The 24,915-nt window shown below is 60.8% G+C and carries 28 protein-coding genes and 1 tRNA gene; 10 read left to right on the top strand and 19 right to left on the bottom strand.

Annotation, left to right across the window (positions count from 1 at the left end; genetic code table 11):
• The first annotated feature begins 102 nt into the window (after window positions 1-102).
• The 4 genes from BW978_RS12830 to BW978_RS23560 all read left to right on the top strand — a co-directional run bounded on the left by BW978_RS12830 (window position 103) and on the right by BW978_RS23560 (window position 3,472).
• Window positions 103-1,659, top strand: coding sequence for an undecaprenyl-phosphate glucose phosphotransferase (locus BW978_RS12830; RefSeq protein WP_076395680.1), 1,557 nt, complete (start codon window positions 103-105; stop codon window positions 1,657-1,659).
• Entirely contained in the window at window positions 1,656-2,888 is a 1,233-nt protein-coding gene (locus BW978_RS12825; RefSeq protein ID WP_076395678.1) for an O-antigen ligase family protein, read from the top strand. Before BW978_RS12830 ends, BW978_RS12825 begins: the two co-directional genes overlap by 4 nt.
• A 99-nt stretch (window positions 2,889-2,987) precedes the next feature.
• Window positions 2,988-3,245, top strand: a complete 258-nt coding sequence (locus BW978_RS12820) for a hypothetical protein (protein WP_244551956.1) — start codon at window positions 2,988-2,990, stop codon at window positions 3,243-3,245.
• A 77-nt stretch (window positions 3,246-3,322) separates the two neighbouring features.
• Window positions 3,323-3,472: a hypothetical protein gene (locus BW978_RS23560; protein ID WP_006727526.1), complete on the top strand. Its 150-nt coding sequence runs from the start codon at window positions 3,323-3,325 to the stop codon at window positions 3,470-3,472.
• 17 nt (window positions 3,473-3,489) lie between these two features.
• Here the strand turns inward: BW978_RS23560 and BW978_RS12815 are convergent, their stop codons facing one another.
• The 9 genes from BW978_RS12815 to BW978_RS12775 all read right to left on the bottom strand — a co-directional run bounded on the left by BW978_RS12815 (window position 3,490) and on the right by BW978_RS12775 (window position 9,810).
• Window positions 3,490-4,512 (bottom strand): extracellular catalytic domain type 1 short-chain-length polyhydroxyalkanoate depolymerase, encoded by a 1,023-nt coding sequence (locus BW978_RS12815; RefSeq protein WP_076395675.1) that lies wholly within the window; start codon window positions 4,510-4,512, stop codon window positions 3,490-3,492.
• A 206-nt stretch (window positions 4,513-4,718) separates the two neighbouring features.
• Window positions 4,719-4,795 (bottom strand) — tRNA-Pro (locus BW978_RS12810).
• A 121-nt stretch (window positions 4,796-4,916) separates the two neighbouring features.
• On the bottom strand, window positions 4,917-5,327 hold the full coding sequence (locus tag BW978_RS12805) for a hypothetical protein (protein ID WP_076395673.1): 411 nt from the start codon (window positions 5,325-5,327) through the stop codon (window positions 4,917-4,919).
• 80 nt (window positions 5,328-5,407) lie between these two features.
• Window positions 5,408-5,941 carry a MerR family transcriptional regulator gene (locus BW978_RS12800; protein ID WP_076396513.1) on the bottom strand — a complete coding sequence of 178 codons (534 nt, stop codon included), beginning with the start codon at window positions 5,939-5,941 and terminating at the stop codon, window positions 5,408-5,410.
• 125 nt (window positions 5,942-6,066) lie between these two features.
• The gene (locus BW978_RS12795) at window positions 6,067-6,405 is read right to left on the bottom strand and encodes an integration host factor subunit alpha (RefSeq protein WP_006727522.1); all 339 of its coding nucleotides are present in this window, start codon (window positions 6,403-6,405) and stop codon (window positions 6,067-6,069) included.
• 107 nt (window positions 6,406-6,512) lie between these two features.
• Complete coding sequence (locus BW978_RS12790) at window positions 6,513-7,484, bottom strand: beta-ketoacyl-ACP synthase III (protein ID WP_076395671.1); 972 nt, start codon at window positions 7,482-7,484, stop codon at window positions 6,513-6,515.
• 16 nt (window positions 7,485-7,500) lie between these two features.
• Window positions 7,501-8,547, bottom strand: coding sequence for a phosphate acyltransferase PlsX (gene plsX / locus BW978_RS12785; protein WP_076395669.1), 1,047 nt, complete (start codon window positions 8,545-8,547; stop codon window positions 7,501-7,503).
• A gap of 101 nt (window positions 8,548-8,648) precedes the next feature.
• Entirely contained in the window at window positions 8,649-9,209 is a 561-nt protein-coding gene (locus BW978_RS12780; protein ID WP_076395667.1) for a YceD family protein, read from the bottom strand.
• A gap of 61 nt (window positions 9,210-9,270) precedes the next feature.
• Window positions 9,271-9,810, bottom strand: coding sequence for a ubiquinol-cytochrome C chaperone family protein (locus BW978_RS12775; RefSeq protein ID WP_076395665.1), 540 nt, complete (start codon window positions 9,808-9,810; stop codon window positions 9,271-9,273).
• Between the two features lie 241 nt (window positions 9,811-10,051).
• Between BW978_RS12775 and BW978_RS12770 the strand changes: the two genes are divergently transcribed.
• On the top strand, window positions 10,052-10,555 hold the full coding sequence (locus BW978_RS12770) for an outer membrane protein assembly factor BamE (protein ID WP_076396511.1): 504 nt from the start codon (window positions 10,052-10,054) through the stop codon (window positions 10,553-10,555).
• Between the two features lie 96 nt (window positions 10,556-10,651).
• Here BW978_RS12770 and BW978_RS12765 read toward each other — a convergent pair whose 3' ends face one another.
• From BW978_RS12765 to ribH, 4 genes are all read right to left on the bottom strand, one after another.
• The gene (locus tag BW978_RS12765; protein ID WP_076395663.1) at window positions 10,652-12,790 is read right to left on the bottom strand and encodes a sodium-translocating pyrophosphatase; all 2,139 of its coding nucleotides are present in this window, start codon (window positions 12,788-12,790) and stop codon (window positions 10,652-10,654) included.
• A gap of 154 nt (window positions 12,791-12,944) precedes the next feature.
• Window positions 12,945-14,171: an MFS transporter gene (locus BW978_RS12760; RefSeq protein ID WP_076395661.1), complete on the bottom strand. Its 1,227-nt coding sequence runs from the start codon at window positions 14,169-14,171 to the stop codon at window positions 12,945-12,947.
• Window positions 14,172-14,181: 10 nt separating this feature from the next.
• Window positions 14,182-14,661, bottom strand: coding sequence for a transcription antitermination factor NusB (nusB, locus tag BW978_RS12755; RefSeq protein ID WP_076395659.1), 480 nt, complete (start codon window positions 14,659-14,661; stop codon window positions 14,182-14,184).
• A 3-nt stretch (window positions 14,662-14,664) separates the two neighbouring features.
• Complete coding sequence (gene ribH, locus BW978_RS12750) at window positions 14,665-15,123, bottom strand: 6,7-dimethyl-8-ribityllumazine synthase (RefSeq protein WP_076395657.1); 459 nt, start codon at window positions 15,121-15,123, stop codon at window positions 14,665-14,667.
• 328 nt (window positions 15,124-15,451) lie between these two features.
• Between ribH and BW978_RS12745 the strand changes: the two genes are divergently transcribed.
• Window positions 15,452-15,814: a hypothetical protein gene (locus BW978_RS12745; protein ID WP_076395655.1), complete on the top strand. Its 363-nt coding sequence runs from the start codon at window positions 15,452-15,454 to the stop codon at window positions 15,812-15,814.
• 232 nt (window positions 15,815-16,046) lie between these two features.
• On the opposite strand, the gene ribD is transcribed toward BW978_RS12745, so the two are convergent.
• The 4 genes from ribD to BW978_RS12725 all read right to left on the bottom strand — a co-directional run bounded on the left by ribD (window position 16,047) and on the right by BW978_RS12725 (window position 20,429).
• Complete coding sequence (gene ribD / locus BW978_RS12740; RefSeq protein WP_076395653.1) at window positions 16,047-17,135, bottom strand: bifunctional diaminohydroxyphosphoribosylaminopyrimidine deaminase/5-amino-6-(5-phosphoribosylamino)uracil reductase RibD; 1,089 nt, start codon at window positions 17,133-17,135, stop codon at window positions 16,047-16,049.
• A 4-nt stretch (window positions 17,136-17,139) separates the two neighbouring features.
• The gene (gene nrdR / locus BW978_RS12735) at window positions 17,140-17,616 is read right to left on the bottom strand and encodes a transcriptional regulator NrdR (RefSeq protein WP_006727509.1); all 477 of its coding nucleotides are present in this window, start codon (window positions 17,614-17,616) and stop codon (window positions 17,140-17,142) included.
• Window positions 17,617-17,628: 12 nt separating this feature from the next.
• Entirely contained in the window at window positions 17,629-18,918 is a 1,290-nt protein-coding gene (gene glyA, locus BW978_RS12730) for a serine hydroxymethyltransferase (RefSeq protein ID WP_076395651.1), read from the bottom strand.
• A gap of 182 nt (window positions 18,919-19,100) precedes the next feature.
• Window positions 19,101-20,429 (bottom strand): L,D-transpeptidase family protein, encoded by a 1,329-nt coding sequence (locus BW978_RS12725; RefSeq protein ID WP_076395649.1) that lies wholly within the window; start codon window positions 20,427-20,429, stop codon window positions 19,101-19,103.
• 326 nt (window positions 20,430-20,755) lie between these two features.
• On the opposite strand from BW978_RS12725, the gene BW978_RS12720 reads away from it, so the two are divergent.
• Window positions 20,756-21,142, top strand: coding sequence for a hypothetical protein (locus BW978_RS12720; protein WP_076395647.1), 387 nt, complete (start codon window positions 20,756-20,758; stop codon window positions 21,140-21,142).
• A gap of 77 nt (window positions 21,143-21,219) precedes the next feature.
• Here BW978_RS12720 and BW978_RS12715 read toward each other — a convergent pair whose 3' ends face one another.
• Window positions 21,220-21,729, bottom strand: a complete 510-nt coding sequence (locus BW978_RS12715) for a transcriptional regulator LdtR (protein WP_054150565.1) — start codon at window positions 21,727-21,729, stop codon at window positions 21,220-21,222.
• A gap of 132 nt (window positions 21,730-21,861) precedes the next feature.
• Window positions 21,862-22,299 carry a DUF6163 family protein gene (locus BW978_RS12710; protein ID WP_076395645.1) on the bottom strand — a complete coding sequence of 146 codons (438 nt, stop codon included), beginning with the start codon at window positions 22,297-22,299 and terminating at the stop codon, window positions 21,862-21,864.
• 184 nt (window positions 22,300-22,483) lie between these two features.
• Between BW978_RS12710 and hemB the strand changes: the two genes are divergently transcribed.
• The 3 genes from hemB (at window position 22,484) to BW978_RS12695 (ending at window position 24,910) form a co-directional block, all read left to right on the top strand.
• Window positions 22,484-23,500: a porphobilinogen synthase gene (hemB, locus tag BW978_RS12705; protein WP_076395643.1), complete on the top strand. Its 1,017-nt coding sequence runs from the start codon at window positions 22,484-22,486 to the stop codon at window positions 23,498-23,500.
• Between the two features lie 68 nt (window positions 23,501-23,568).
• Complete coding sequence (locus BW978_RS12700; RefSeq protein ID WP_076395641.1) at window positions 23,569-24,027, top strand: RDD family protein; 459 nt, start codon at window positions 23,569-23,571, stop codon at window positions 24,025-24,027.
• A 121-nt stretch (window positions 24,028-24,148) separates the two neighbouring features.
• Entirely contained in the window at window positions 24,149-24,910 is a 762-nt protein-coding gene (locus tag BW978_RS12695; protein WP_076395639.1) for an arginyltransferase, read from the top strand.
• Window positions 24,911-24,915 lie beyond the last annotated feature (5 nt).

Raw genomic sequence — 24,915 nt, 5'->3', positions numbered from 1 at the left:
TTGCACTGAAACGGCACAGATCAGACCATTTCTGAGGGGATCCTAAAGCGTTTCTTAGGACCTTCGCCGTAGTCTTCCCGCACACACGTGCGAGATCCAGACATGAACAAGGTCGACAAACCCGAGGCATTCGATCTTGACGCATTGCGTCGCGGTCAGACGACCGGCGACGATCCTCTGCACAAGGTGGAAGGGGAGCGCAAGGCCGAAATCAGCGCATTGGCACGCCAGATCGCGTCACAATATGCGGTCGCCAACTACTCGCCGTCGATCGTGATCGGCCAGCTGCGTTTTCTCGAGTTCTTCAGCCTGTTCGGGATTGCGCTCGGCGCGAACTTCTTCGTCGCCGTCGATCCCGGCGCCCACTTCCTCGACACGAGCATCAGTGCTTTTGTCGGCTCGCTGCTCGCATTGCTCTTCATGCAGGCCAGCGATTGCTATCACGTCTCGATTCTGCGCTCGCCGATGGGATCCATGGCGCGGGTGCTCGGAAGCTGGATGGCTTCCCTCGGTCTTGTCGCTCTGACGAACTTCCTGTTTATCGACCATGACCCCAACTACCGCAGCATACTCGCCGCATGGTTCGTGCTCGGTGCGATTTATCTCCTTATCGAGCGCAATCTGATCGGCTTTGGCTTTCGCCGCTGGGGACGCAACGGCGTGATGGAGCGCCGCGCGGTGATCGTCGGCGGCGGCAAGCCTGCCAAGGATCTCATTCGCGCTTTGGAACAGCAGCCGGAAAACGATATCCGGATCTGCGGTATCTTCGACGATCGTAACTCTGCACGCTCCCCGGACGTGGTCGCCGGTTACCCGAAGCTCGGGACCGTGGCCGAACTCGTCGAATTTGCGCGGCTTGCCCATATCGACATGCTGATCATCTCGCTGCCGCTCAGCGCAGAAGCCCGCATCATGCAGCTCCTGAAGATGCTCTGGGTTCTGCCGGTCGATATCCGCCTGGCCGCCCATTCCAACAATCTGCGCTTCCGTCCGCGTGCCTATTCGCATGTCGGCGCGGTGCCGCTTCTCGACATTCTCGACAAGCCGATCCGTGACTGGGACTCGGTCGCCAAGCGCGCCTTCGACATCTTCTTCAGCGTTCTCGCTCTCATCCTGCTGTGGCCGGTGTTCATTGCCACGGCGATTGCGGTCAAGATGACATCCAAGGGACCGGTCTTCTTCGTGCAGAAGCGTCACGGCTTCAACAATGAGGTGATCAACGTCCTGAAATTCCGGTCGATGTATACGGAGATGAGCGATCCGACGGCCAAGAATGCCGTCACCAAGAACGACCCTCGCGTGACGCCGGTCGGCCGCTTCATCCGCAAGACGTCGATCGATGAATTGCCGCAGATCTTCAACGTGCTGCGCGGCGATCTCTCGCTGGTCGGCCCCCGCCCCCATGCCATCCTCGGCCAGACCCGCGACAAGACCTTCGGCGAAATCGTCGAGGGTTACTTTGCCCGGCACCGGGTCAAGCCCGGCGTCACCGGTTGGGCGCAGATCAATGGCTGGCGCGGCGAAATCGACACCGACGACAAGATCAAGTTCCGCACGGCCTATGACCTCTATTACATCGAAAACTGGTCTCTCTGGTTCGATCTGAAGATCCTGTTCCTGACCCCGCTCAGGCTTCTCAATACCGAGAACGCCTATTGAGTGCCGTCGTCAACCAAGCGAGGCCCTTCAACCCGCAGGCAGCTGCCGTCCAGCTGATGATCTCCTGGATCATGGCGTTTGGCGTCTTCCTGTCGGGCTTCGTCATATCCGAGCCTGCCCCTTATGAACTTCTGATGGTCGGCCAGGTCGCCCTCTGGTTCCTCTTCGGCCTGAAGATCTCGCGCGTCGTCGCGCCCCTGCTCGCTCTGTTGCTGATCTTCAACGTCGGAGGGCTTCTGGCGCTGACCATGCTACGGACCATCCTGACGGAGCAGGTTCTCTACGTGGCAGTGTCGATCTTCCTGGCGCTCACGGCCGTTTTCTATGCTGCGGTCATCGAGGACAGGCCGCAGCGGCTGAAACTGATCTTCCAGGCCTGGGTAGCCGCCGCCATCATCACGGGCATGCTCGGGATCCTCGGCTACTTCCACGCCTTTCCCGGGGCGGAGATGTTCACCCGCTATGACCGCGCCATGGGGGCTTTCCAGGACCCCAACGTTTTCGGTCCATTCCTCGTCGCGCCGACGCTCTACCTCATGCACGGCATGCTGAAAGGGCGGCTCCTGGAATCACCGCTGCGGATCGTCGGCATCCTGATCCTTTCCTTGGCGGTGTTTCTCTCCTTCTCGCGCGCCGCCTGGGGACTGTTTCTCTTCTGCACCGTCGCCCTGGTCTTCGTCATGCTCTTGAAAGAGCGAACCAACGCTTTCCGCCTGAAGATCCTGGTCTTGTCTCTGGCGGCCGTGGTCGCCATGGTCTTGGCCCTGTCGGTCGCTCTGCAATTCGAGAAGGTGCGCGCGCTGTTCGAGACCAGAACGCAGCTGGTGCAAGAGTATGACGGCGGCCACCTCGGGCGCTTCGCCCGCCACCGTCTTGGTTTCGAACTGGCCATGGAGAGGCCGCTCGGGATCGGGCCTATGATGTTCGGTCGGATCTTCCCGGAAGACGAGCACAATATCTGGCTGAAATCCCTGATGGCCTATGGCTGGATCGGCTTTGTCTCTTACGTGACGCTGATGATCTGGACCGTGTCGATGGGCTTCCGCTACTTGCTGCGCGAGCGACCGTGGCAACCCTATCTGGTGGTCGCCTGGATCGTTCTGGTCGGGCATATCCTGGTCGGCACCGTGATCGATACCGACCACTGGCGGCATTTCTATCTCGTGCTTGGCATCGTCTGGGGCTGCGGGGCTGCCGAATGGCGCCACCAGAGGGCCTTGCGGAACTGACGCAGAAATGGCCGATTGCGGCGGCTGCATTGATTTATTGCCCGCGCACCCCATACTTTACTAATGATTACACCTGCTCAGATACGCGCCGCTCGCGCCATGCTTGACGTCACCATCGACCGACTGTCCCAGGAAAGCGGCGTGCCCGCGCTGCTGATTCTGCAGATCGAGGCCGGCAAAGGTTATGACGCCACACCGCAGAATTACACGGCGCTGAAGGCGGCGCTTACGGATATGGGCGTCGTCTTTCTGGATGCGGGTGAAGGCGGCCAGGGTGCGGAAGGGCTTCGTCTTGCCGGGCGCGGGAGTCAAGATGGGATGCGCCCCGAGGAACTGACCGCCGCCAACGATGATTGAGTTTTTCCAATATGGCGATGGAACAATAACCGGCGCCCAGACTTTCCCTGTCCGACATCACTAGACAGGAGAATTTCATGAGCCGGAACAATGGCCTCTACCTCATCATCGGCGCTCTCGTGGTCGCCGTCATCGGCCTTGGCATTTATGTCTATCAGGAAGAACAGAAGCCTGATGGCGTCGAACTCCGGATCGGCGAAAGCGGTGTATCGATCGAGGAAAACTGAGCCGCCGTTTCAGCCGCTCAAGTTCGGCCTGGCCGAATGAAGGTTTCGTAGAACTGCTGGGGGGCGCCGATGGCGCCCTCAAGCATGTAGGCCTGGCGCTTAGAGCCGGCGCGCCGCGCGATGACGGGCAGGCCATGGTCCAGGGCATCAAGCAGGCGATACTCCACCAACCGTCTGCCATTGTCATCCTTCCAGACGATCATCGAGCCTTCGGGCCGGACCTCACTCTGTCCCGAGAGTTCGTCTAGCCCGTGGAAATCGAGCCATTGGGCGAGCAGCGCCTCGCCATTGCCGGGCGACACCACCCGATCCGCCCTGCCCTGCCAGATCGCCACGGCCGGTTTACGACTGGACACGTCTCCTGCCGCACTCCGTGCCAGGTCACCCCATTCCCGTCTGCTGCGGCGAGGACCGGACTTCATTACCGATAGCGCCGACATGGCATCGCGGGCTGCACCAAAGGCAAGCCCACCCACAACCTGGCCGGCGGCGAAGAGATGCGGATAGGTGACGAGAAGCGCATTGGCCATGGCACCGCCCGCCGATAACCCCTGGATGAAGACCCTGCTGTCCGCGATCCCGTGACGCTCGATCGCATAGTCGATCATCTGACGGATCGACATAAGCTCACCGCGATCGCGCGCTACCATGCTCGGACGGAACCAATTGAAGCAGAGATTGTGGTTGTTCTCCTTGGTTTGCTCCGGATAGAGCAGCACGAAGCCCTTTTCCCTCGCCATGCGGCTCCAGCCACTGCCACGATCAAACTGTTTTGCTGTCTGCAGACAACCATGCAGCACCACCACGAGCGTCGCAGGGTCCCGGCGGTTGGAGGGCACATATTCAAACATCCGCAGTCTTCCAGGATTGCTGCCGAAGGCATGCACCTGCACGAGGCCGGAGCGCGGCGCACGAGGTTTTGAGACCTTCGGCGGCTCGTACATCCTGAGCTTCGGCATCGCCTTCTCCAGGCTGCGCTGCAGACGCTTCTGGCTGCGGAGCAGTGCAGAGAGCGGAGACATGGAGAACTTGAAGCGCATCGGATTTCGGCTCCCTTCGAACCTCTTTCCCATATAATGCTGCATTGCAGCAAGCATAGGACAGAAACCAAAAGAAGCCGAGCGGGATTCACGCTCGGGAGTTTTGCGACGACCTGTCACCCAGAAACGAAAAAACCGGGCACCTTGCGGTACCCGGTTTCTCTAACCATGTCACGAAATCAACTGTTTGATCCGCAAACATAAAATGGTCGGAATGGCGGGATTCGAACCCACGACCCCTTGACCCCCAGTCAAGTGCGCTACCGGGCTGCGCTACATTCCGTCATCTGCCAGTCGTGCATTTTGGGTCACGCGTGACCCGCTCGACAGCAAGTTCCCTTTAGACAGTCAGCCATTTCTGCGCAAGGGGAAACTCCAGCGCGGACGAAAAAATGAGCGGATGATCAATCCAGCCGCTGCATGAGCGCCCTCACCTCGTCGAAGCGCCGGCGCTGCTCGGGCTCGTCGCTATTGGCGGCGTAGCAGGTGCGGTCCATGCAGAAGCGGGTCACCTGCAGCGCTTCGGTACCCGGTTCGAACTGGCACTCGATCTCATCGGAAATGTCCTGAGGTTCGCTGTCCATGCGGGTGGAATAGGTGAGCCTTGCCCCTGGTGGATCAAGCTCCGGAAAGGCCTGGACCACCCCGACCTTCAGATCTTTGACCATCAGCATGTTTTTCGCCACGAAGATGCAGGCATCCTGGACGGTGGTCGGCCGGGGCTCGACGGTGTCAGACGACGGAGCCGCCTGCTGTGCCAGCGCCGGGCCAGCAAGCAGGGTGAGAACTGGGAGTGTGATAAAGAGCCGTTTCATGGAGCCTCGCGCGGGTTGCGTGTCGGTCCTTCAACGTCTCAAGGTCTAGCGGTGTTCCGTTCAAGGGAACGAAGTGTCATTCAGCGCACCTGATCGAGCAGCCGCTTGCATTCGAGCAGGTCGAAGAGTGCCTCCTGCAGCAGCGCACGGTCTTCCTTGCCGACGGAGCCCTTGCCAACCGAGATTTCCGGTGCGTCGTCATTGGCGTTGCCACCGAAGCCAAAGAAGCGACCGCTGGTGCGCACCTTGGGGCGGCCAACGACCTGGTCCTCATCGAGATTGACTTTGGGCTCGTCGCCTTTCGCGGCATTGGCAGCGACAAGCGCTTCCATGGTGGCGACATCGCCTGTGGCAACCGCCATGACGAACTTGTTGCCATTGGTCTTCAGGAGCTTCTGCACGCCCTTGATCGTATAACCTTGATCGTAAAGCAGATGGCGGATGCCCTTCAGCAGTTCGACATCATCAGGGCGGTAATAGCGGCGCCCACCGCCGCGCTTCAGCGGCTTGATCTGGGGGAAGCGGGTTTCCCAGAAGCGCAGGACGTGCTGTGGCAGGTCGAGATCGTCGGCCACTTCACTGATCGTGCGGAAAGCATCAGGGCTCTTGTCCAACTGCATCACAGCGCTCCTCGAAGATCGCACGGACGCACGACTCGGATCACATTTCAACGGGGTGAGGGCTGGTTTTCAAGCGCTCGATGATCGGCGGCAAAATGCTCCACCGATTTTGGTCTTTCTCAGGCGGCAGGATTGGCCGGCTTCTGCTTGGCCTTGCGGGCGATATGGGCCCGCAGGATACGCTGCTTCAGCACATTCGACGCCTTGAAGGTCATGACACGACGCGGAGAGATCGGCACTTCCTCGCCGGTCTTCGGATTGCGGCCGATTCGCTCGTTCTTGCTGCGCACCTGGAAGGTGGCGAAAGACGAAAGCTTCACGGATTCACCGCGCACGATGGCGTTGCAAATCTCGTCAATGACCGTTTCCACGAGCTCGGCGGATTCCGTGCGGGAAAGACCGACCTTGCGAAAGACTGATTCTGCCAAATCCGCACGCGTCACTGTCTTTCCGGCCATTGTTCTCGCCCGCCTAAATCAATGATCTTGTTGCATTGGGCAGACACTATTGCCCTTGGCCGCGACGGTCAAGTGCTTGTCGATGCGCAATTTTTAGGTTTCAAATGCTACCAGCGCACGAGCACGGCGCCCCAGGTGAAGCCGCCGCCCATGGCCTCGAGCATCACCAGATCGCCCTGCTTGATCCGGCCGTCGCCGGCTGCCGTCGCAAGCGCCAGCGGAATGGATGCCGCAGACGTATTTCCATGTTTGTCGACGGTGATCACGACCTTTTCGTCGGGGATACCGAGCTTTTTGGCGGAGGCGTCGATGATGCGCTTGTTCGCCTGATGCGGGACAAGCCAGTCGACGTCGTCAGCGGTCGTGCCGGTCGCCGTGAAGGCCGCCTCGATGACGTCGGTGATCATGCCGACAGCATGCTTGAAGACTTCGCGGCCCTCCATGCGCAGATGACCAACCGTGCCGGTGGTCGATGGACCGCCGTCAACATAGAGCTTTTCGCGGTGGACGCCGTCCGAGCGCAGGTTCGAGGTGAGAACGCCCCGGTCTGCAACCGTCCCCTCGCCTTCGCCCGCCTCCAGCACCAGCGCACCAGCGCCGTCGCCGAACAGAACGCAGGTCGTGCGGTCGGTCCAGTCGAGGATGCGGGAGAAGGTCTCGGCACCGATAACCAGCACGCGCTTGGCCATGCCGCCGCGAATGTAGAGATCGGCAGTCGCCATGGCGTAAACGAAGCCGGAGCAGACGGCCTGGACGTCGAAACCAAACCCGTGATGCATGCCGAGACGGTTCTGGATGTTGACGGCCGTCGCCGGGAAGGTGTTGTCGGGCGTGGAGGTGGCGCAAATGATCAGGTCGATGTCGGCAGCCGTCAGGCCAGCACGATCAAGCGCTTCCTGAGCTGCCTCGGCGCCAAGTGAAGCCGTCGTCTCGCCTTCGCCGGCGATGTAGCGCTGCTTGATGCCGGTACGCTGAACAATCCACTCGTCGGAGGTTTCGACCAGGCTTTCGAGATCAGCATTGGTCATAACCCGTTTCGGGAGCGCTGCTCCGAAACCGCGAACTACAGAACGGATCATTGGAGTTTCCTACCTTTCACGCCGCTTCGGGGCCGGCCGGAGACGGGTGCCGCGCGTGATATTTTTTCAAGTCGTTTTCGATCTTCTGGGTGAGACCGTTCCGGGCCATGTCATAGCCCACATCAAGAGCTGCCGCAAAGCCTTCGGCATCCGTGCCGCCGTGGCTTTTGATGACGATGCCGTTCAAGCCGAGGAAGACACCGCCATTGACCTTGCGCGGGTCCATCTTCTCGCGCAGGCGATCGAAGGCGCCCTTGGCGAGAATATAGCCGAGCTTCGCCATCCAGGTGCGTGACATGGCCGAACGCAGATATTCGGCGATCTGCTTGGCTGTGCCTTCTGCGGTCTTGAGCGCGATGTTGCCGGTGAAGCCTTCGGTCACCACGACATCGACCGTGCCCTTGCCGAGGTCATCGCCTTCGACAAAGCCGTAGTAGTCGATCGTGTCGAGGCCGGCCTCACGAATGAGGCGCCCGGCTTCCTTCACCTCTTCCTGGCCTTTGATCTCTTCCACGCCGACATTGAGAAGGCCGACCATGGGCTTCTCGATTTCGAACAGCGCACGCGCCATGGCGCCACCCATCACGGCGAAGTCGAGCAATTGCTGTGCGTCGGCACCGATGCCGGCACCGACGTCGAGCACGATGCTCTCGCCCGACAGCGTCGGCCAGATGGCGGCGATCGCCGGGCGTTCGATGGTCGCCATGGTGCGCAGGCAGAACTTGGACATCGCCATCAGGGCGCCGGTATTGCCGGCAGACACGACAACATCCGCCTGGCCGGTCTTCACCGCCTCGATCGAGCGCCACATGCTGGAGACATAGCGGCCACGGCGCAGTGCCTGGCTCGGCTTCTCGTCCATGGTGACGGAGATTTCGCAGTGATGGAAGGTCGACTTTTCCTTGAGCTTCGGAAACTGCGCAAGGATCGGCAGGCAGCGCTCCTGCTGACCGAAAAGAAGGAAGGTGACATCGGGATGACGCTCAAGTGCCTTGGCGGCTCCGGGGATGACGACCTCGGGACCGAAGTCTCCACCCATGACGTCGACAGAAATTCTGATCACTTAGACCTGACCCTTCTTCATCGCTGGCCAGCGATATTTTCGGCCAAAATAGCGCTTTTCATTCGGCACACAACCCACCCGCTGGTGCAGATGGGGGATAGTCAATCCTTTTTCCAGTCTTTGAGGACAGCAAAGGGCGATGGCTTCTTGTCTTCTTCAGCCTTGCTTTCGGTGTGTCCGGAGAAGGCAACGCCTTCTTTCTTCGGATAGGGATCGATGTCGAGAGCGGCGAATTCGGCGACCAGCGCGCCGGCGTCGATCGTGTCACCGGTAAACTGTTCGGGAAGGTCGGGACCATCAGGATCGAGCACCATCTCGCCGGCGCCGTCGAGCACGATGCGCGCCAGTTTCGAGCCTTCGGGCACGAAGATCTGGTCGATCTCCTGGTCGATCGTCGAGATCACCGGCTCCAGCGTGACGACGCAAGCCTGAACCAGTTCACCGGACACACGTCCCGTTATGCGGACGCCGTCTTTTTTCCAGCGAGCGATCTGCAGATCTGCAGAGAGCTTGTTAACGGCTTCCACCCGCCACAGGTCGGCAAGGCCCGCGCGCTCACGCTCGTCGGCCTCCACACGCACCCGCACTGGATTGGCCGAGATGTGGCCAACCTTCACGAGGTAGCTGAACTCGCGGCTGTCCTTGGTTTCTTTATCTGTCATTTCATTTTCCTCGTTCCCCGTGGGGCCGGTGGCGTGCACGCGCGAATGCGAGCGACGCCGATCAGGCGCCCGGGACGGCCAAGCGGGCCATGCCCGTCTCGATTTCGTTTTCATCCAGCGCTGCAAGCGCCTGCTCGGCTGCAAACATCCATTCGGCCAGCGCCTGCATCGAGGGTGCCGCCTCGCCTTCTTCGGGATGAATGTTGCGCTTCAGCGCGGCCGCAAGCGCTTCGCGGTCGTTTTGGTTCAGAGCCCCGGCGTAGGATTCAAGCCGTCCGTAATACATGCTGGCAAGTTTCTTCATCCGCTTCGGCACGCCAGGGTCGCCGACGCCCAGCTCGCGGATGGAGTGATCGACATCCTCGAAGAAGGCGTCGATGATGTTCTGGGCGATCTCCTGGCCACTGCGTGGAGATTTCGCCGTGCGGCGAAAATAGAGAATCAGCATGATCGTCAACATCTCGAACCGGCCGATCACGGTGTCGGGTACATGCATGTCGCTATAGAAGGCGGGCGTGCGGGCAGCCGCCGTCAGCGCACCATACTGGCGCTCGACGATCACCTGATTGTTTCTTTTCTGCCGAAAGAAGCCGAATACCATCCAATTCCACCAAAAAGAGCCAACCGGAGTGGTGAGCCAGAACGTGGCCGTGTTGCATGATTGCGAAAGCTGGTTTACCGAAGCAGGCGTGAATTGCAATGCCGATATCCGGAACTGATGCCGCATCTCGCGGCAGATTGACCGGTAAATCGGCAGCGCAAGCGTTGCGGAGTCTTTCCCCGGAAAGGCCACAATGCTATGCGCAGAAGCGATCAGGCTCCGCCAGGTGCCATCGACAGTCATGGGAGACGTTTGCGTGGATATCAGGATTTTCAAGTCGGACAGGAAGCTCCTGAGCACGACCGCACTTGCTCTTGCCGTCACCATCGGCCTCTCCGCCTGCCAGACCTCCGAGGTGTTCCACAACGGTTACGTCGTTGACCAGGCCGCGCTCGATCTGGTGCCGGTTGGCTCCAGCCGCGAACAGGTCCTTCTTTCGCTCGGCACGCCATCGACCACGGCAACCTTCGATGGCGAGGTGTTCTATTACATCTCCCAGAAGCGTACCCGGTCCGTCGCATTCATGAAGCAGCGCCTCGTCGATCAGCAGATCCTCGCGATCTACTTCGACAAGGACGGCGTTGTCGCGCAGCGGGCCAATTACACCCTGCAGGACGGCAAAGTATTCGACACGATTTCTCGGACCACCCCGACCGGCGGTCGCGATCTCACCTTCCTGCAGCAGCTGCTGGCCGGTGGTGGTGGTGCAGCCAACAGCGTCCGCAATATTCTCGGCGGCCAGTAAGGCCGCCTCACCGAAGAGACTTCGCCGTCCATCGGAATGCAGACATGAAAAGACCGCGGAAGTTGCCTTCCGCGGTCTTTTTCTTTGGGTGACGCCTCAGCCGGCGAGGACAGCCAGAAGCAGAAGCGCGACAATGTTGGTAATCTTGATCGCCGGATTGACCGCTGGGCCAGCGGTATCCTTGTAGGGATCGCCGACGGTATCACCGGTGACGGAGGCCTTGTGCGCGTCTGAGCCTTTCAGGTGTTTGACACCATCCTTGTCGATGAAGCCGTCCTCGAAGCTCTTCTTGGCATTGTCCCAGGCGCCCCCGCCCGAGGTCATGGAGATCGCGACGAAGAGGCCGTTGACGATGACGCCAAGCAGCGAAGCGCCGAGGGCGGCAAAGGCGGACGCCTTGGAGCCGGAAATCAGGAGCACGCCGAAATAGACGACGAGCGGCGCCAGAACCGGCAACAGCGAGGGGATGATCATTTCCTTGATCGCGGCGCGGGTCAGGATGTCGACCGCACGGCCATAATCCGGCTTTTCAGTTCCCTGCATGATGCCCGGCTTCTCGCGGAACTGCCGGCGAACTTCCTCAACGATCGAGCCTGCGGCACGGCCGACGGCGGTCATGGCGATGCCGCCGAAGAGGTAGGGGATCAGACCGCCGAAGATGAGGCCGGCGACAACGTAGGGGTTGGAAAGATCAAAGGAGATCGGTCCCATGTCCGCGAAATACGGGTACTTGGCGCTGTTTGCGGCAAAGTAGGCCAGGTCATTGGAATAGGCCGCAAAGAGCACGAGCGCGCCGAGCCCGGCAGAGCCGATGGCATACCCCTTGGTGACGGCCTTGGTGGTGTTGCCGACGGCGTCGAGCGCGTCGGTCGACTTGCGGACTTCAGGCGGCAGATGCGACATTTCGGCGATACCGCCGGCATTGTCGGTCACCGGACCGAAGGCATCGAGGGCGACGATCATGCCGGCGAGACCAAGCATGGTGGTAACAGCGATCGCCGTGCCGAACAGGCCGGCGAGCTGGTAGGTCGAGATGATGCCGCCGACGATGACGATGGCCGGAAGGGCCGTCGATTCCAGCGAGACCGCCAGACCCTGGATGACATTGGTGCCGTGACCGGTGACCGACGCCTGGGCGATCGAGTTCACCGGCCGCTTGTTGGTGCCCGTGTAGTATTCGGTGATGACGACGATCAGCGCGGTTACCACGAGGCCAAGAATGCCGCAGATGAACAGGTTCATACCGGTAATGTCCATCCCGGCGACAGTGCCGATAGAGCCCCAGCCAATGGTTAGTGACGTGGCAATGGCGAGACCGGCCACAGACAAGAGCCCGGTTACGATCAGCCCCTTGTAGAGCGCGCCCATGATCGAGCCGCTGGTGCCCAGCTTGACGAAAAAGGTGCCGATGATCGAGGTGATGATGCAGGCGCCGCAGATGGCGAGCGGATAGATCATCGCAATATCGAGCACGGCAGAACCGGCAAAAAAGATCGCAGCGAGCACCATGGTGGCAACGACGGAGACCGCATAGGTCTCGAACAGGTCTGCCGCCATGCCGGCGCAGTCGCCGACATTGTCACCGACATTGTCAGCGATGGTGGCCGGGTTGCGCGGATCGTCTTCCGGAATGCCGGCTTCCACCTTGCCGACGAGGTCCCCACCGACGTCAGCACCCTTGGTGAAGATACCGCCACCGAGGCGGGCAAAGATCGAGATCAGCGAGGCGCCAAAGCCGAGCGCGACGAGCGCGTCGATGACATCACGCGAGCCGCTCTCATGACCAAGGATCGCGGTCAGGATGTAGAAGTAGATAGAGACGCCGAGCAGAGCGAGGCCCGCGACCAGCATGCCGGTGATGGCGCCGGACTTGAAAGCAATATCGAGGCCAGCTGCAAGACTATGGGATGCGGCCTGAGCGGTGCGCACATTGGCACGGACCGAGACATGCATGCCGATGAAGCCAGCAGCACCGGACAAGACAGCACCGATCAGAAAACCAATGGCAGCGGTGCCGGACAGAAGAAGCCAGGTAGCAACGAATACGACGGCGCCGACGATCGCGATGGTCAGGTATTGCCGAGTGAGGTAAGCCTGAGCACCCTCGCGAATATAGCCTGCAATTTCCTGCATTCGGGCATTGCCCTGATCAACGGCCAGAACCGAGCGCGTCGCCCAGACCGCGTAGACTATCGACAACAACCCGCACAAAATTACGCCTAGAAGAACAGTCATTCGCAATACCCTCCCGTATTGCCCGCGCCTCACTCATCGCGGGCCATGACTCGCAGACTCAGGCCCCCTCCTCCGAGACCTCGTCGACGCGTGGCGAGATTGCGTCGCGCTTTTAGCGACGTCAAGTACGCATATTTTGCCGTTTCAAGGGAACTTAGGCGGGTTTGCGGGCGGCCGCGCGAAGCTGGAGAACGACCAGCAGGAGGCAGGCGATCGTCACCGGCCAGATCACCAGATTCATGACAGACCATCCGAAAGCGGTAAACACCTTGCCCGAGGAGAAGGACGAGAGCGCGACGGTGGAGAACAGGATGATGTCGTGGAAACCCTGCACCTTGTCGGCCTCGGCCGGACGATAGCTCGAGGCGACGATCGCAGTGGCGCCGATGAAGCCGAAGTTCCAGCCGATGCCCAGGAGAACGAGCGCGCCCCAGAAGTTCCAGAGCGCAATGCCCATGTGGGCGACAACGGCGCAGGCCATGAGGATCAGCAGGCCGCCCGCAACCACCTTTTCGGCACCGAAGCGGGTGATCAACATGCCGGTAAAGAAGCTCGGCGCGAACATGGCGATGACGTGCCATTGAATGCCGAGCGTCGCGAGGTCCGATGAGAAGCCGCAGCCGATGACCATCGCGAGCGGCGCACCGGTCATCATGAAGGTCATCAGGGCATAGGAACTGATGCCGCAGACCATGCCGGTCATGAAGCGTTGGGTCATGACGATTTCGCGCAGCGGGCGCACCGGGCCTGAGGCTTCCGCCTTCTTGTCGGCAAGGCTCGGCAGCTTCAGGAAGAACAGGACACCGATTGCGGAGAGCAGCAGAGGGACCAAGCCGAGGAAGGCGCCGGCGAAGGTCACAGGTGCCAGCGCATCCTTGAACCAGATGGCGATCTGCGGTCCGGCAATGGCGGAGATGATACCGGCGGCGAGGATCCAGGAGATTGCCTTGCCCTTGTAGAAGCTCGGCGATGCATCGGCGGCGGCGAAGCGGATCTTCTGGGTGAAGCCCCCGGATATGCCCATGAGCAACAACGAGAAGGCAAAGAGCCAGAAGTTCGACTGGATGAGCGAGAAGGCGGCCAGTGCGCTGCCGAGCGCGCCCATCAGCGCGCCGACCATGAAGCTCTCGCGGCGGCCTAGAACGCGGGAGGCCGCTGCCACCACAATCGCGCCGACGGCTACGCCGATGTTGAAACCCGTCAGCGGAGCGGTCGAGAGCGACTTGTCGGCGCCGAGCATCTGGAAACCGGCGAGTCCGCCCACGGCAAAGGCGAGCGGCGGTGCGGAACCGAGGATTGCCTGAGCCACGGCGAGCAGCCCGACGTTACGCTTGGCTGTCGAGAGTTGTCCGTCCAGCCCTGCCTCAGTCGCGATGCTCATCCGTCTGTTCCTACTTTTGCGCTGGAGCGCGAACCTGCTTTGCAATCCGGTCGAGAACGGCGTTCACCAGCTTCGGCTCGTCTTCAGTGAAGAAGGCCTGCGCGATCTCGACATATTCAGTTACAATAACAGCGATCGGCACATCCTTGCGCTCGATCAATTCGAATGTGCCGCAACGCAGAATGGCGCGCACGGTGCTATCCATGCGCGACAGTGACCAGTCGTCCTGCAAGGCGCCACGGATCATCGGGTCGATCTTCGTCTGGTCGCGTACGACACCGGCGACGATCGAGCGGAACCAGGAGGCGTCCGCCTTCAGATAGGTCTCACCGTCGACTTCCTGGCCGAGGCGATGGGCTTCATATTCGGCCACAACCTCAAGCACGCCGGAGCCGGCGATGTCCATCTGATAGAGCGCCTGCACAGCTGCCAAACGAGCTGCACCGCGCTGGTTTGCCGGCTTTACCGGATGCTTGCCTTCGCCCGTCATCACTCAGCCACCCAGCTTCTTCTTCAGGTCGATCATGGACAGGGCTGCGCGCGCGGCAAAGCCGCCCTTGTCCTTTTCGCTGCGCTTGACGCGTGCCCAGGCCTGCTCGTCGTTCTCGACGGTCATGATGCCGTTGCCGATCGGCAGCGATTCCGAAACAGCGAGATCCATCAGCGCCCGTGAGGATTCGTTGGCAACGATGTCGAAATGGTAGGTCTCGCCGCGGATGACCATGCCGAGCGCGACAAAGCCGTCATACTGCGTCCCCTCGTCGTCCATGGCATCCAGCGCCATGGCGATCGCTGGCGGGATTTCCAGGGCACCCGGCACGGTGATGACATCGAATGTTGCGCCGGCCTCGTTCAGCGCGTGCTTGGCGCCATCCAGGAGAGCGTCCGACATGTCGTCATAGAAGCGTGCCTCGACGATCAGCAAATGCGGCGATGCCGTCTTGTTTCCCATGGGTCTGATCCGATCTTGAATGTGATTGCGGCCCCTGGCCGAACAGAGACGCGGTCAAACCACGCCGTTTCCCGGAAGGCAAGTGTTTTTGCTGGTGGCCGGACCTGCGCTCCCGGCACGGCTCATCATGTCAGGCCGATCACGGCTTTGCATCGATTGTTCCACTCTCGCTAATGCAGGCGGAAATCGGGCACCCAGCGTGACAAATGTTTAATGGAATTCAGTGACTTAGAGCCAGGATTTCGCCACAAACCGACACCACCTTCAGTCCTGCAAGCGAGCGACGGAATTCCCCGCCATCGCAAACATCCTTGAAAGGAACAGGACAATGAATCGCTTTGCAACCGTTCTGAGTGCCTCTGCACTGTCGGCCATCGCCTTCGGCGCCGAGAGCTATGCCGCCATGCCTTCTGCAGCCGGCATGCCCGACAGCAGGATCGAAAACACCATCCAGACCATGTCGCCCAAGGACTTCAACGTTATCCGCCTTGACTCGTTGAAAACCGATGACACGGCCCATGAACGCTTCGCCGGGGTCTCGGCCACCTCGCCGGTAGCGCGACAGGTCCAAGCGGCGGTCATCGCCAATCGCTCGCTTGCCCAGAAGCTCGAAGGTCAGAAGGTCGAACTCACAAATATCGTTGGCGCAGAGCAGGCTGCCGATGGCGGCATGACCTTCTACGTCCGCTGATCACCCTGCGCCTCCCCTCCATGCCCCACCTTGAACCCCGTGTCATCGGACACGGGGCTTTTTGGGCGCAATGGAACCTTTGGCAACGCCCACGTGTTTCCGGTCATGAAAGGCGCCCGGAGGAGGTCGCCTCACAACACGAAAGATGGAGGCACCCCATGGGTCGCGGCATTCTTCTCTGGCTGATCGGCGTACCGATCCCCCTGATCATTCTGTTCCTGCTGTTCTTCCGTTAAATCCAGGCAGAGGCTGGCAGTCTCTCAAAGAACTGCAGCCGGTCGCTCCCGACCTGTCTCTCGTCGATCTTGACGAAACCGGCAGGCAGGCGGCCGGCTGAAATCGGCGAAGGGATACCGCCTTCCCCGATCGTCACCGCGGAATCGTAGAGTTCGATCCGGTCAACCACTCCGCGCGCCAGCATGTCGGTCGCGACACGCGCGCCACCTTCCACCATCAGTGACGAGATACCCCGCCGCGCAAGCAGCGCCAGCAGTCCCTCGACATCCGGAACCTCCGACACTTCGACACCCATGCTGACCAGTGCTGCACGATTGCCTGTTGCACTGGGTGCCACGGCGAGGAGAACGGGGACGTCCTGGGCCGTCTTGGCAAGCTTGGATGTCACCGGCAGTTCCGCCTTGCGATCCAGCACGATCCTGAGCGGCGAGGCGCTTTCGAGACCCGGCAGCCGGACCGTCAATTCGGGATCGTCGGCAAGCGCGGTACCGATGCCGACCAGGATTGCATCGCACTGCGCCCGCAGACGATGCACGGCTTCGCGTGCCTCATGCCCCGTAATTGCCACCTGGCCTGCGCCAACGCGACCCAGCATGCCATCAGAAGAAACGGCAAGCTTCAGAATCACTTGTGGACGTCCCTTCGTCTGCCGGGTGAGATAGCCTGCCATCGCCCGGCGCGCCTCTTTCTGCAGGATGCCGATGGTCACCTCGATATCGGCATCCGCGAGGATCTTGAGCCCCTGCCCTGAGACACGCGGATCAGGATCTGCCACCGCGACCACGACGCGGGCAATGCCGGCGGCGACGATGGCATTGGCACAGGGCGGGGTCTTGCCATGGTGCGAGCAAGGTTCGAGCGTGACATAGGCGGTCGCCCCCCTCGCCTTCTCGCCGGCTTCGGCAAGCGCCTGTGGTTCGGCATGGGGGCGCCCACCGAGCGCCGTGACGCCACGACCGACTACCTCGCCATCTTTGACGATCACGCATCCTACGGAGGGGTTGGGGCCGGTGCGACCGACATGCTTCAGAGAGAGCTCGATTGCCTCCCGCATATGCCGTTCGTCGCGGGCGGTGATGGACACTTCGTCAATCCGCCGTGCTGTCTCTGGAGATCTTGGCGTTGATCTCGGCAATCACATTCTCGAAATCCTCGGCATGGCTGAAGTCGCGATAGACCGAGGCGTAGCGCACGAAGGCCACGTCATCGAGGGTCTTCAGGGCTTCGAGCACCTGCAGACCAATTTCTTCCGATGAAATTTCCGTCTCGCCCGAGCTTTCGAGACGACGCACGATGCCCGAAACGGCTCGTTCGATGCGGTCAGCATCAACAGGCCGCTTGCGTAGTGCGATCTGGAAGGACCGCACCAGCTTGTCGCGTGCGAAGGGTGCCTTGCGACCGGTCTTCTTTAAGACCATCAGCTCGCGCAGCTGCACCCGTTCGAATGTGGTGAAGCGCCCCCCGCAATCCGGACATATGCGGCGCCGGCGGATGGAGGTGTTATCCTCCGCCGGTCGCGAGTCCTTGACTTGGGTTTCATCCGATCCGCAGAAGGGGCAGCGCATCAGCCTTATGCCTTACATGTAGGGGTACATCGGGAAACGGTCGGTGAGAGCCACGACCTTCTCGCGAACGGCACCTTCGACGGCGGCATTGCCTTCATCTGAGTTGGCGACCTTCAGGCCGTCGAGCACTTCGACGATCAGGTTGCCGATTTCGGTGAACTCAGCTTCCTTGAAACCGCGTGTGGTGCCGGCCGGCGTGCCGAGACGGATACCGGAGGTGACGAATGGCTTTTCCGGGTCAAAGGGAATGCCGTTCTTGTTGCAGGTGATGAAGGCGCGGCCGAGGCCGGCTTCCGCACGCTTGCCGGTGGCGTTCTTCTTGCGAAGGTCGACCAGCATCAGGTGGTTGTCGGTACCGCCCGAGACGATGTCGAGATTGTGCTTGATAAGCGTGTCGGCCAGAACCTTGGCGTTCTTCACGACCTGGGCGGCGTAGTCCTTGAATTCCGGCTTCAGCGCTTCGCCGAAGGCGACCGCCTTGGCGGCGATGACATGCATCAGCGGACCACCCTGGAGACCCGGGAAGACGGCCGAGTTGAACTTCTTCGCCAGATCCTCGTCGTTCGTGAGGATCATGCCGCCGCGCGGACCACGGAGCGACTTGTGGGTCGTCGAGGTCGCAACATGGCAATGCGGGAACGGCGACGGATGCTGGCCGCCGGCAACGAGACCGGCGATGTGGGCCATGTCGACCATGAGATAGGCGCCGACCGAGTCTGCGATCTCGCGGAAACGCTTCCAGTCCCAGGTGCGGGAGTAAGCGGTACCGCCGGCAATGATCAGCTTAGGCTTGTGCTGCTCGGCCTTCTTGGCCACATCTTCCATGTCGAGCTGGTGGTCGTCTTCACGCACACCGTAGGAGACGACGTTGAACCACTTGCCGGACATGTTGACCGGCGAACCATGGGTCAGGTGACCGCCCGAGTTCAGGTCGAGGCCCATGAAGGTGTCGCCCGGCTGCAGCAGCGCCAGGAAGACGGCCTGGTTCATCTGGCTGCCGGAGTTCGGCTGGACGTTGGCGAAGTTGACGCCGAAGAGCTTCTTGGCGCGATCGATCGCGAGTTCTTCCGCGATATCGACGAACTGGCAGCCGCCGTAATAGCGCTTGCCCGGATACCCTTCTGCATACTTGTTGGTCATGATCGAGCCCTGGGCTTCGAGCACGGCGCGCGAGACGATGTTTTCAGAGGCGATCAGTTCGATCTCGTGCCGTTGGCGACCAAGCTCCTTCTCGATCGCGCCGAAAATATCCGGGTCGCTATCGGCGAGAGAACGAGAAAAGAAGGCATCGTTGTTCGACATGATCGCTGGCTCCTCAAAAGCGTTTGATGCTGTGGGGTCTTAAACTTCCGCAGTCACGAGAGCAATACGGAGAGCGACATTTGCAGATCAATTGACGCGCGGAGGCGAATGGCCGCAGCCCCCGAAAAAGAAAAGCCGCGCACGAGGCGCGGCTTGGGATTCGTCCAGTGCGGCACAGGCCCTTATTGCAGCGGAACGAAGTCTTCGTCCACGGAGCCTGCGAACTGCTCGACGCCGATATTGGCCTGGAGGGCCAGCTGCGCATCGCCGTCCTTCTGATAGATGTCGTCGCGGAACTGGACGATGTTGTCGCGGGTCGACCAGGCGCTGATGTAGACGATGTAAACTGGCACTTCTTCCGCCAGTTTGATCGGGTTGTTCTGGCGGGTCGTGATAACGCGCTCGATCTCCTGACGTGACCAGCCGGGCGTGTCGCGCAGCAGCCAGGTGACGAGGTCGCGCACGTTCTGCACGCGGATGCAGCCCGAGGATTCAAACCGCATCAGCTTGTTGAACAGGCCCTGCTGGGGCGTGTCATGCATGTATTCGTTGTGCGGATTGTGGAAGTCGATCTTGGTCGAGGCCATGGCGTTGATCTTGCCGGGGTCCTGACGGAACATCAGGTTCGGCGCCTTCGCTGCATTCCAATCGACGGTTTCCGGCGGCACTTCGTTGCCGTTGCCGTCGAGCAGGCGGATGGCGTTGCGCGTCAGATAGGTCGGATCCTTGCGCATCAGCGGGACGATGTCCTTCTCGATGATCGAGCGCGGCGCCGTCCAATAGGGGTTGAGGATGACCTGGTAGATCTTCGAATTGATCATGTGGGTCGGGCGGTCGATGCGGCCGACGACGGCGGTGTTGCGCAGCGCGACGCGGTCGTCCTCGACAGCTTCGACGGAGGCCCCGGGAACGTTGACCGTGACGTAACGACGGCCGAGATCGCCGGACATCGACTGCAGGCGCACCAGATTGGTGTTGAGCTGGTTCAGGCGGACATCGGCGCCGACATTCAGCGCCTTCACCGTGAATTCGCCGAGAACACCATCTTCCGGCAGACCGTGACGGGCCTGGAAGCGCTTGACCGCGCCTTCGACGTAGGAATCGTAGGAGTTGGACATGCCGGCTTCCTGCGGCAGGTCGCCTGCGATCATCAGACGCTGGCGCAGGCTCTGGACGGAGGAGTCCGTGGCGCCGATACGCAGCGCCGAAGGTGCGTTGACCATAGGCCAGCCACCGTTCGAGACGATCATCTGATACTGGCCGATCGCCTGCTGCATGTTGACGAGATTGCCGGCACTCAGCATCGGCGTGTTCGACGAGACGGCTGCCACCGTGCGCGACGCCTGGGCATCGAACTGGTCGTCCCAGTTGCCGCGACGCGGTGCATTGATCAAGTCATTGACCGCATCCTGCGCCAGCGCCTGCCCGGTGAATGCAGCAGCACCAGCAGCGGCGGCACCACGCAGCAGAGAGCGGCGCGAGAGAGCAACAATTCCAGACGTCTTGGACATATTTCCTACCGTTTCATCCTGAACCTGTCCCAAACGCATACCGCGCCATGGTTAACAAAGCGCAGCCAGAGAGGCAGGGACATCCATTTCGGGGTCGATCGGAGGCTATCGACGCACCTCCGTACCTAGTCTCGGCGGTCCCATATCAATATGGCCAATTCGTGTCACCAAGGGTTGCGTCACGGGAGTGTGTAGATCGAATCCGCGGCTGTCGGCGACAGGAAGCCCCGTCCAAAGATCGTCGTCGAGACATCGTTCAGGCCGCTTGCTCGCGCGCGGATTTGCTGATTCCCTCGGATATGAGCGGTGATTTGCGGGAGGCTTTTATGGATGAGGTCGATGACAGTGTGGTGGTGTTCAGCTTTGAGGATGGGTGGCGCATCGTCGAACTACTGACCAAATTCGACTATCAACGCGAAGGCGGTTTGATGGGTAATTGCGTCGGAATGTTTTACGACGGGCCGCACACCATCTATTCCCTCCGCAACTCGCTCAACGAACCGAGAGCCAACATTTTGATTGTGGGCCGTGAGGTCACAGAGGTCGCGGGGCGATACAATACGGTTCCCAAACCCAAGTACATAATCCGGGTAAAACGGTTCTTTGCTGAGCGCGGCTACACGGTGGCGCCTACAGCGTTTCTGATTACGGAACTGAGGTCGAGAAACGGGGGACTAACCCAAAACGAGACAAGGCGCTACGGTGCAGGTTGAAACCCGCGACCTAGCGCCTTCTCAATGCCACCGCATGACTGGAGGAAATGCGTGGATGTCGCGTAGCCTCTGGTGGATCAGAGGCGGTACATGATGCTGTCGTTCCAGAAGCGGTCGAGGCGCTGCAGAAGCTTGTTCATCTGCGTGAACTCGTCGGTGCCGATGCCGCCGACCTTCTGGATCGAGCCGATGTGGCGCTCGTAAAGCTTGGCAACAGTCTCTGCGATCTCCTGGCCGGCATCCGTCAGGCTGATGCGGACCGAGCGACGGTCGACGCGCGAGCGCTGGTGGTTGATGAAGCCGAGATCGACGAGCTTCTTGACGTTGTAGGAGACGTTCGAGCCCAGGTAGTAACCACGCGAGCGCAGTTCACCGGCGGTCAGTTCCGAATTGCCGATGTTGAAGAGCAGGAGCGCCTGGACGGCGTTGATGTCGGAGCGACCCTTGCGGTCGAACTCGTCCTTGATGACGTCGAGAAGGCGGCGGTGAAGACGCTCGACGAGGTGGAGGGATTCGAGGTAGAGCGAACGGATCGCTTCTTCCTGCGGGTCGAGAGTGGCTGGCTGCGGCTTGAGCTTGGTGTTCATATCGGTCTGCCTCACTGTTTTGTTTGGCGGTGTTGGTTTTTTCTCCCGCCTTGGTGAGGACCGTATCCAATGCGCATAAAATTCTATTTAAAACGCAGGCTTAACAGAGGCTTACTAAAGCCCAGCCTGCGATCAGGGTAAATCAACCGTTATACGCTCCTGCTTGTGTCTCCCTTCGAGCCACAACGCCAGGCGGAAAAGAACGAAGACGACGAAGACCGCGGAATGCATGGTGACGGCGAGCGTGTTGCGGCCGAAGATCTCCGGCCAGACGGTGAACATCAGCATTTGCCCCCCTGCCGCAAGCAGCCACATGACCGGGCCCCAGGAGCCCGCGACCCAAAGCCCGAGGGCCGCGACCGGAAATACGACCGCAAGCCCTGTGGCCGCTACCCGCCACGGAGCGGAAAGGAGATCGAAACGCCCCAGCCCGTTCTGGCTATAGCCGACGAGGAGCGCCCAGTACTGCAGACCGAACCACAGGCAGGAGAGCGCCACCACGCGCAGAAAGAGCACGAAGATGGTCTCGGTGAGACTGCGAATGGGTGTCTGCGACGAATCAGCTTCCATGGATAAGAGGATAGGCTGGCGACAATGCCTCCGCCAGCGCGGCTGCGGCGCCCTCCCCTGCTGATGTCATCGCCCCTGCCGAGCCATTCTCGAAAGACGTAGATCACCCGCCGTCAGGCTTCCGTTTTGCAAGCCCCGGTCGGCGTGCTAATCAGCAGCCGGACAGAGACGAAGGATCGCGATCATGACGGACAAGACACATCAGGTAGACGACGTCACCGGCCACCGGCGCATGCGCCGCCTGCGCAAGGCCGACTGGCAGCGCCGCATGGTTTTGGAAAACCGCCTGACGGTCGATGACCTGATCTGGCCGATCTTCATCGTGCCGGGATCGAACATCCTGGATCCGATCGCGGCAATGCCCGGCGTTTTCCGGATGAGCGTCGACAAGGCGGTTGAGGCGGCAAGGGAAGCGGCCGACCTCGGCATCCCGGCACTCGCGACTTTCCCGAATGTGGAAATGGCGTTGCGCGATCAGACTGGCTCGGAAGTGTTGAGGAGCAACAACCTCCTCAATCAGGTGACAGCTGCGATCAAGAAGGCGGTTCCCAATATCGGCGTGATCACCGATGTGGCGCTCGATCCCTTTACCAGCCACGGCCATGACGGCATCCTGCGCGACGGCGAGATTGTCAATGACGAGACGGTCGACCAGCTGGTGCGCGCCGCTGTTGCCCAGGCCGATGCCGGGTCTGACATCATTGCCCCCTCCGACATGATGGATGGCCGTATCGGTGCGATCCGCCGTGGGCTGGATGCCGCCGGTCACCAGAGCGTCGGCATCATGTCCTATGCCACCAAGTTCGCCTCCTGCTACTACGGCCCCTATCGCGAGGCGATCTCGACCAGCGGGCTTTTGAAGGGTGACAAGAAGACCTATTACATCGATCCGGCCAACGGCACCGAAGCGGTTCGCGATGCAGCGCTCGATGTCGAGGAAGGCGCCGACATGCTGATGGTCAAGCCTGGCCTTCCCTATCTCGACGTTTGCTGGCGCCTCAAGGAAAGCTTCGGGCTTCCGGTCTTCGCCTATCAGGTCTCCGGCGAATACAGCCAGATCAAGGCTGCCGCCGCCAACGGCTGGATTGACGGCGAGCGCGCCATGCTGGAAACGCTGCTCTGCTTCAAGCGGGCCGGCTGCGATGGGATCCTCACCTACTTCGCGCCCGAAGTGGCACGTCTTCTGGCGAAACAGCGCTGAGGTTCACGGATTATTGTATTCGGCATCGGGCTCCCCATATCTGAGGCACAACCTCAAAGGAGCCCGCCATGAGCCTCGACAGCAACTCGTCCTATGCCGCCCCCGAAGACTGGCGCGCCTATAGCGGCGTGCTTTCGCGGCGCGTCTTTGCCTTCCTTGTCGACTACCTGTTCATCGGCCTCCTGTGGATTCCGGCGGCCGTGGTCGTGTTCTTTTTGGGCATCCTGACGCTCGGCCTCGGCTGGCTGCTCTATCCGATCCTGTTCTTCGTCGTGGCCGGTCTCTATTTCGGCATGTCTGTGGGCGGCGTGTCGCAGGCGACACCAGGCATGCGGATGATGGGCATCGCCATGGTCCGCCTCGATGGTCGCAAGATCGACTTCGTCACGGCGATCGCCCACCTCGCGCTGTTCTGGATCCTCAACTCCGTGCTGACGCCGCTCGTGCTTCTCGCCGGCCTGTTCATCGAGCGTTCGCGCCTGGTGCACGACCTGCTGCTCGGCACGGCTGCGGTACGAACCTACTGATCACGCTCGGCGCGTCATCCGAGACAATGCACTCCGGCGTCTCGCCGGAGTGTTGACCTTTTTCATTCTTGCGCCATCCTACTCCTGACAGGTCACGCCAAAGGATTCTCTTCATCCGCATATGAACACGCAGACCAGCCCCTCCCCGCAATTCTATCTGACGGCGCCTGCGCCGTGCCCGTATCTTTCGGGAGAGATGGAGCGGAAGGTGTTCACCCATCTGGTGGGGCAGCGTGCGACGGAGATGAACGATCTTCTGACGCAAGGCGGTTTCCGTCGCTCTCAAAATATCGCCTATCGCCCGGCCTGCGAATCCTGCCGCGCCTGTGTGTCGGTCCGGGTGCTGGTCAATGAGTTCGAACTGAGCCGTGGCTTCAAACGCGTCGAGGCCGCCAATGCGGACCTGGTGTCCACCGTCTTTCCGGCCCAGCCTTCGACGGAGCAATTCTCTCTCTTCCGCCATTATCTGGATCATCGGCATCAGAACGGCGGCATGTCGGACATGTCGGCGCTCGACTATGCGATCATGGTCGAGGACAGCCATGTGCAGACGCGGGTCATCGAATACCGGCTGCGCGCACCCGGCGATGGCATTTCGGCCCAGCCGCGCGGAGAACTGATCGCGGTTGCGCTGTCGGATCTGATGAGCGACGGGCTTTCGATGGTCTATTCGTTCTACAATCCGGAAATGGAAAAGCGGTCACTCGGCACGATGATGGTACTAGACCACATTCGCCGGGCCAAGGCGCTCGGCCTACCGCATGTCTATCTCGGCTACTGGGTGCAGGGCTCGAAGAAGATGGGCTACAAGACGCGCTTCCAGCCGCAGGAACACCTGATGAACCAGGGCTGGACACGTTTCCCCCTCGATTCCGAGGGCTGAAGCCA

This window comes from Rhizobium sp. RU33A (assembly GCF_900156055.1).
In the GTDB taxonomy this organism is placed as follows: domain Bacteria; phylum Pseudomonadota; class Alphaproteobacteria; order Rhizobiales; family Rhizobiaceae; genus Allorhizobium.
Note: the sequence above shows the minus strand (reverse complement) of the source record. Positions and strands in the feature narration are given on the sequence as shown.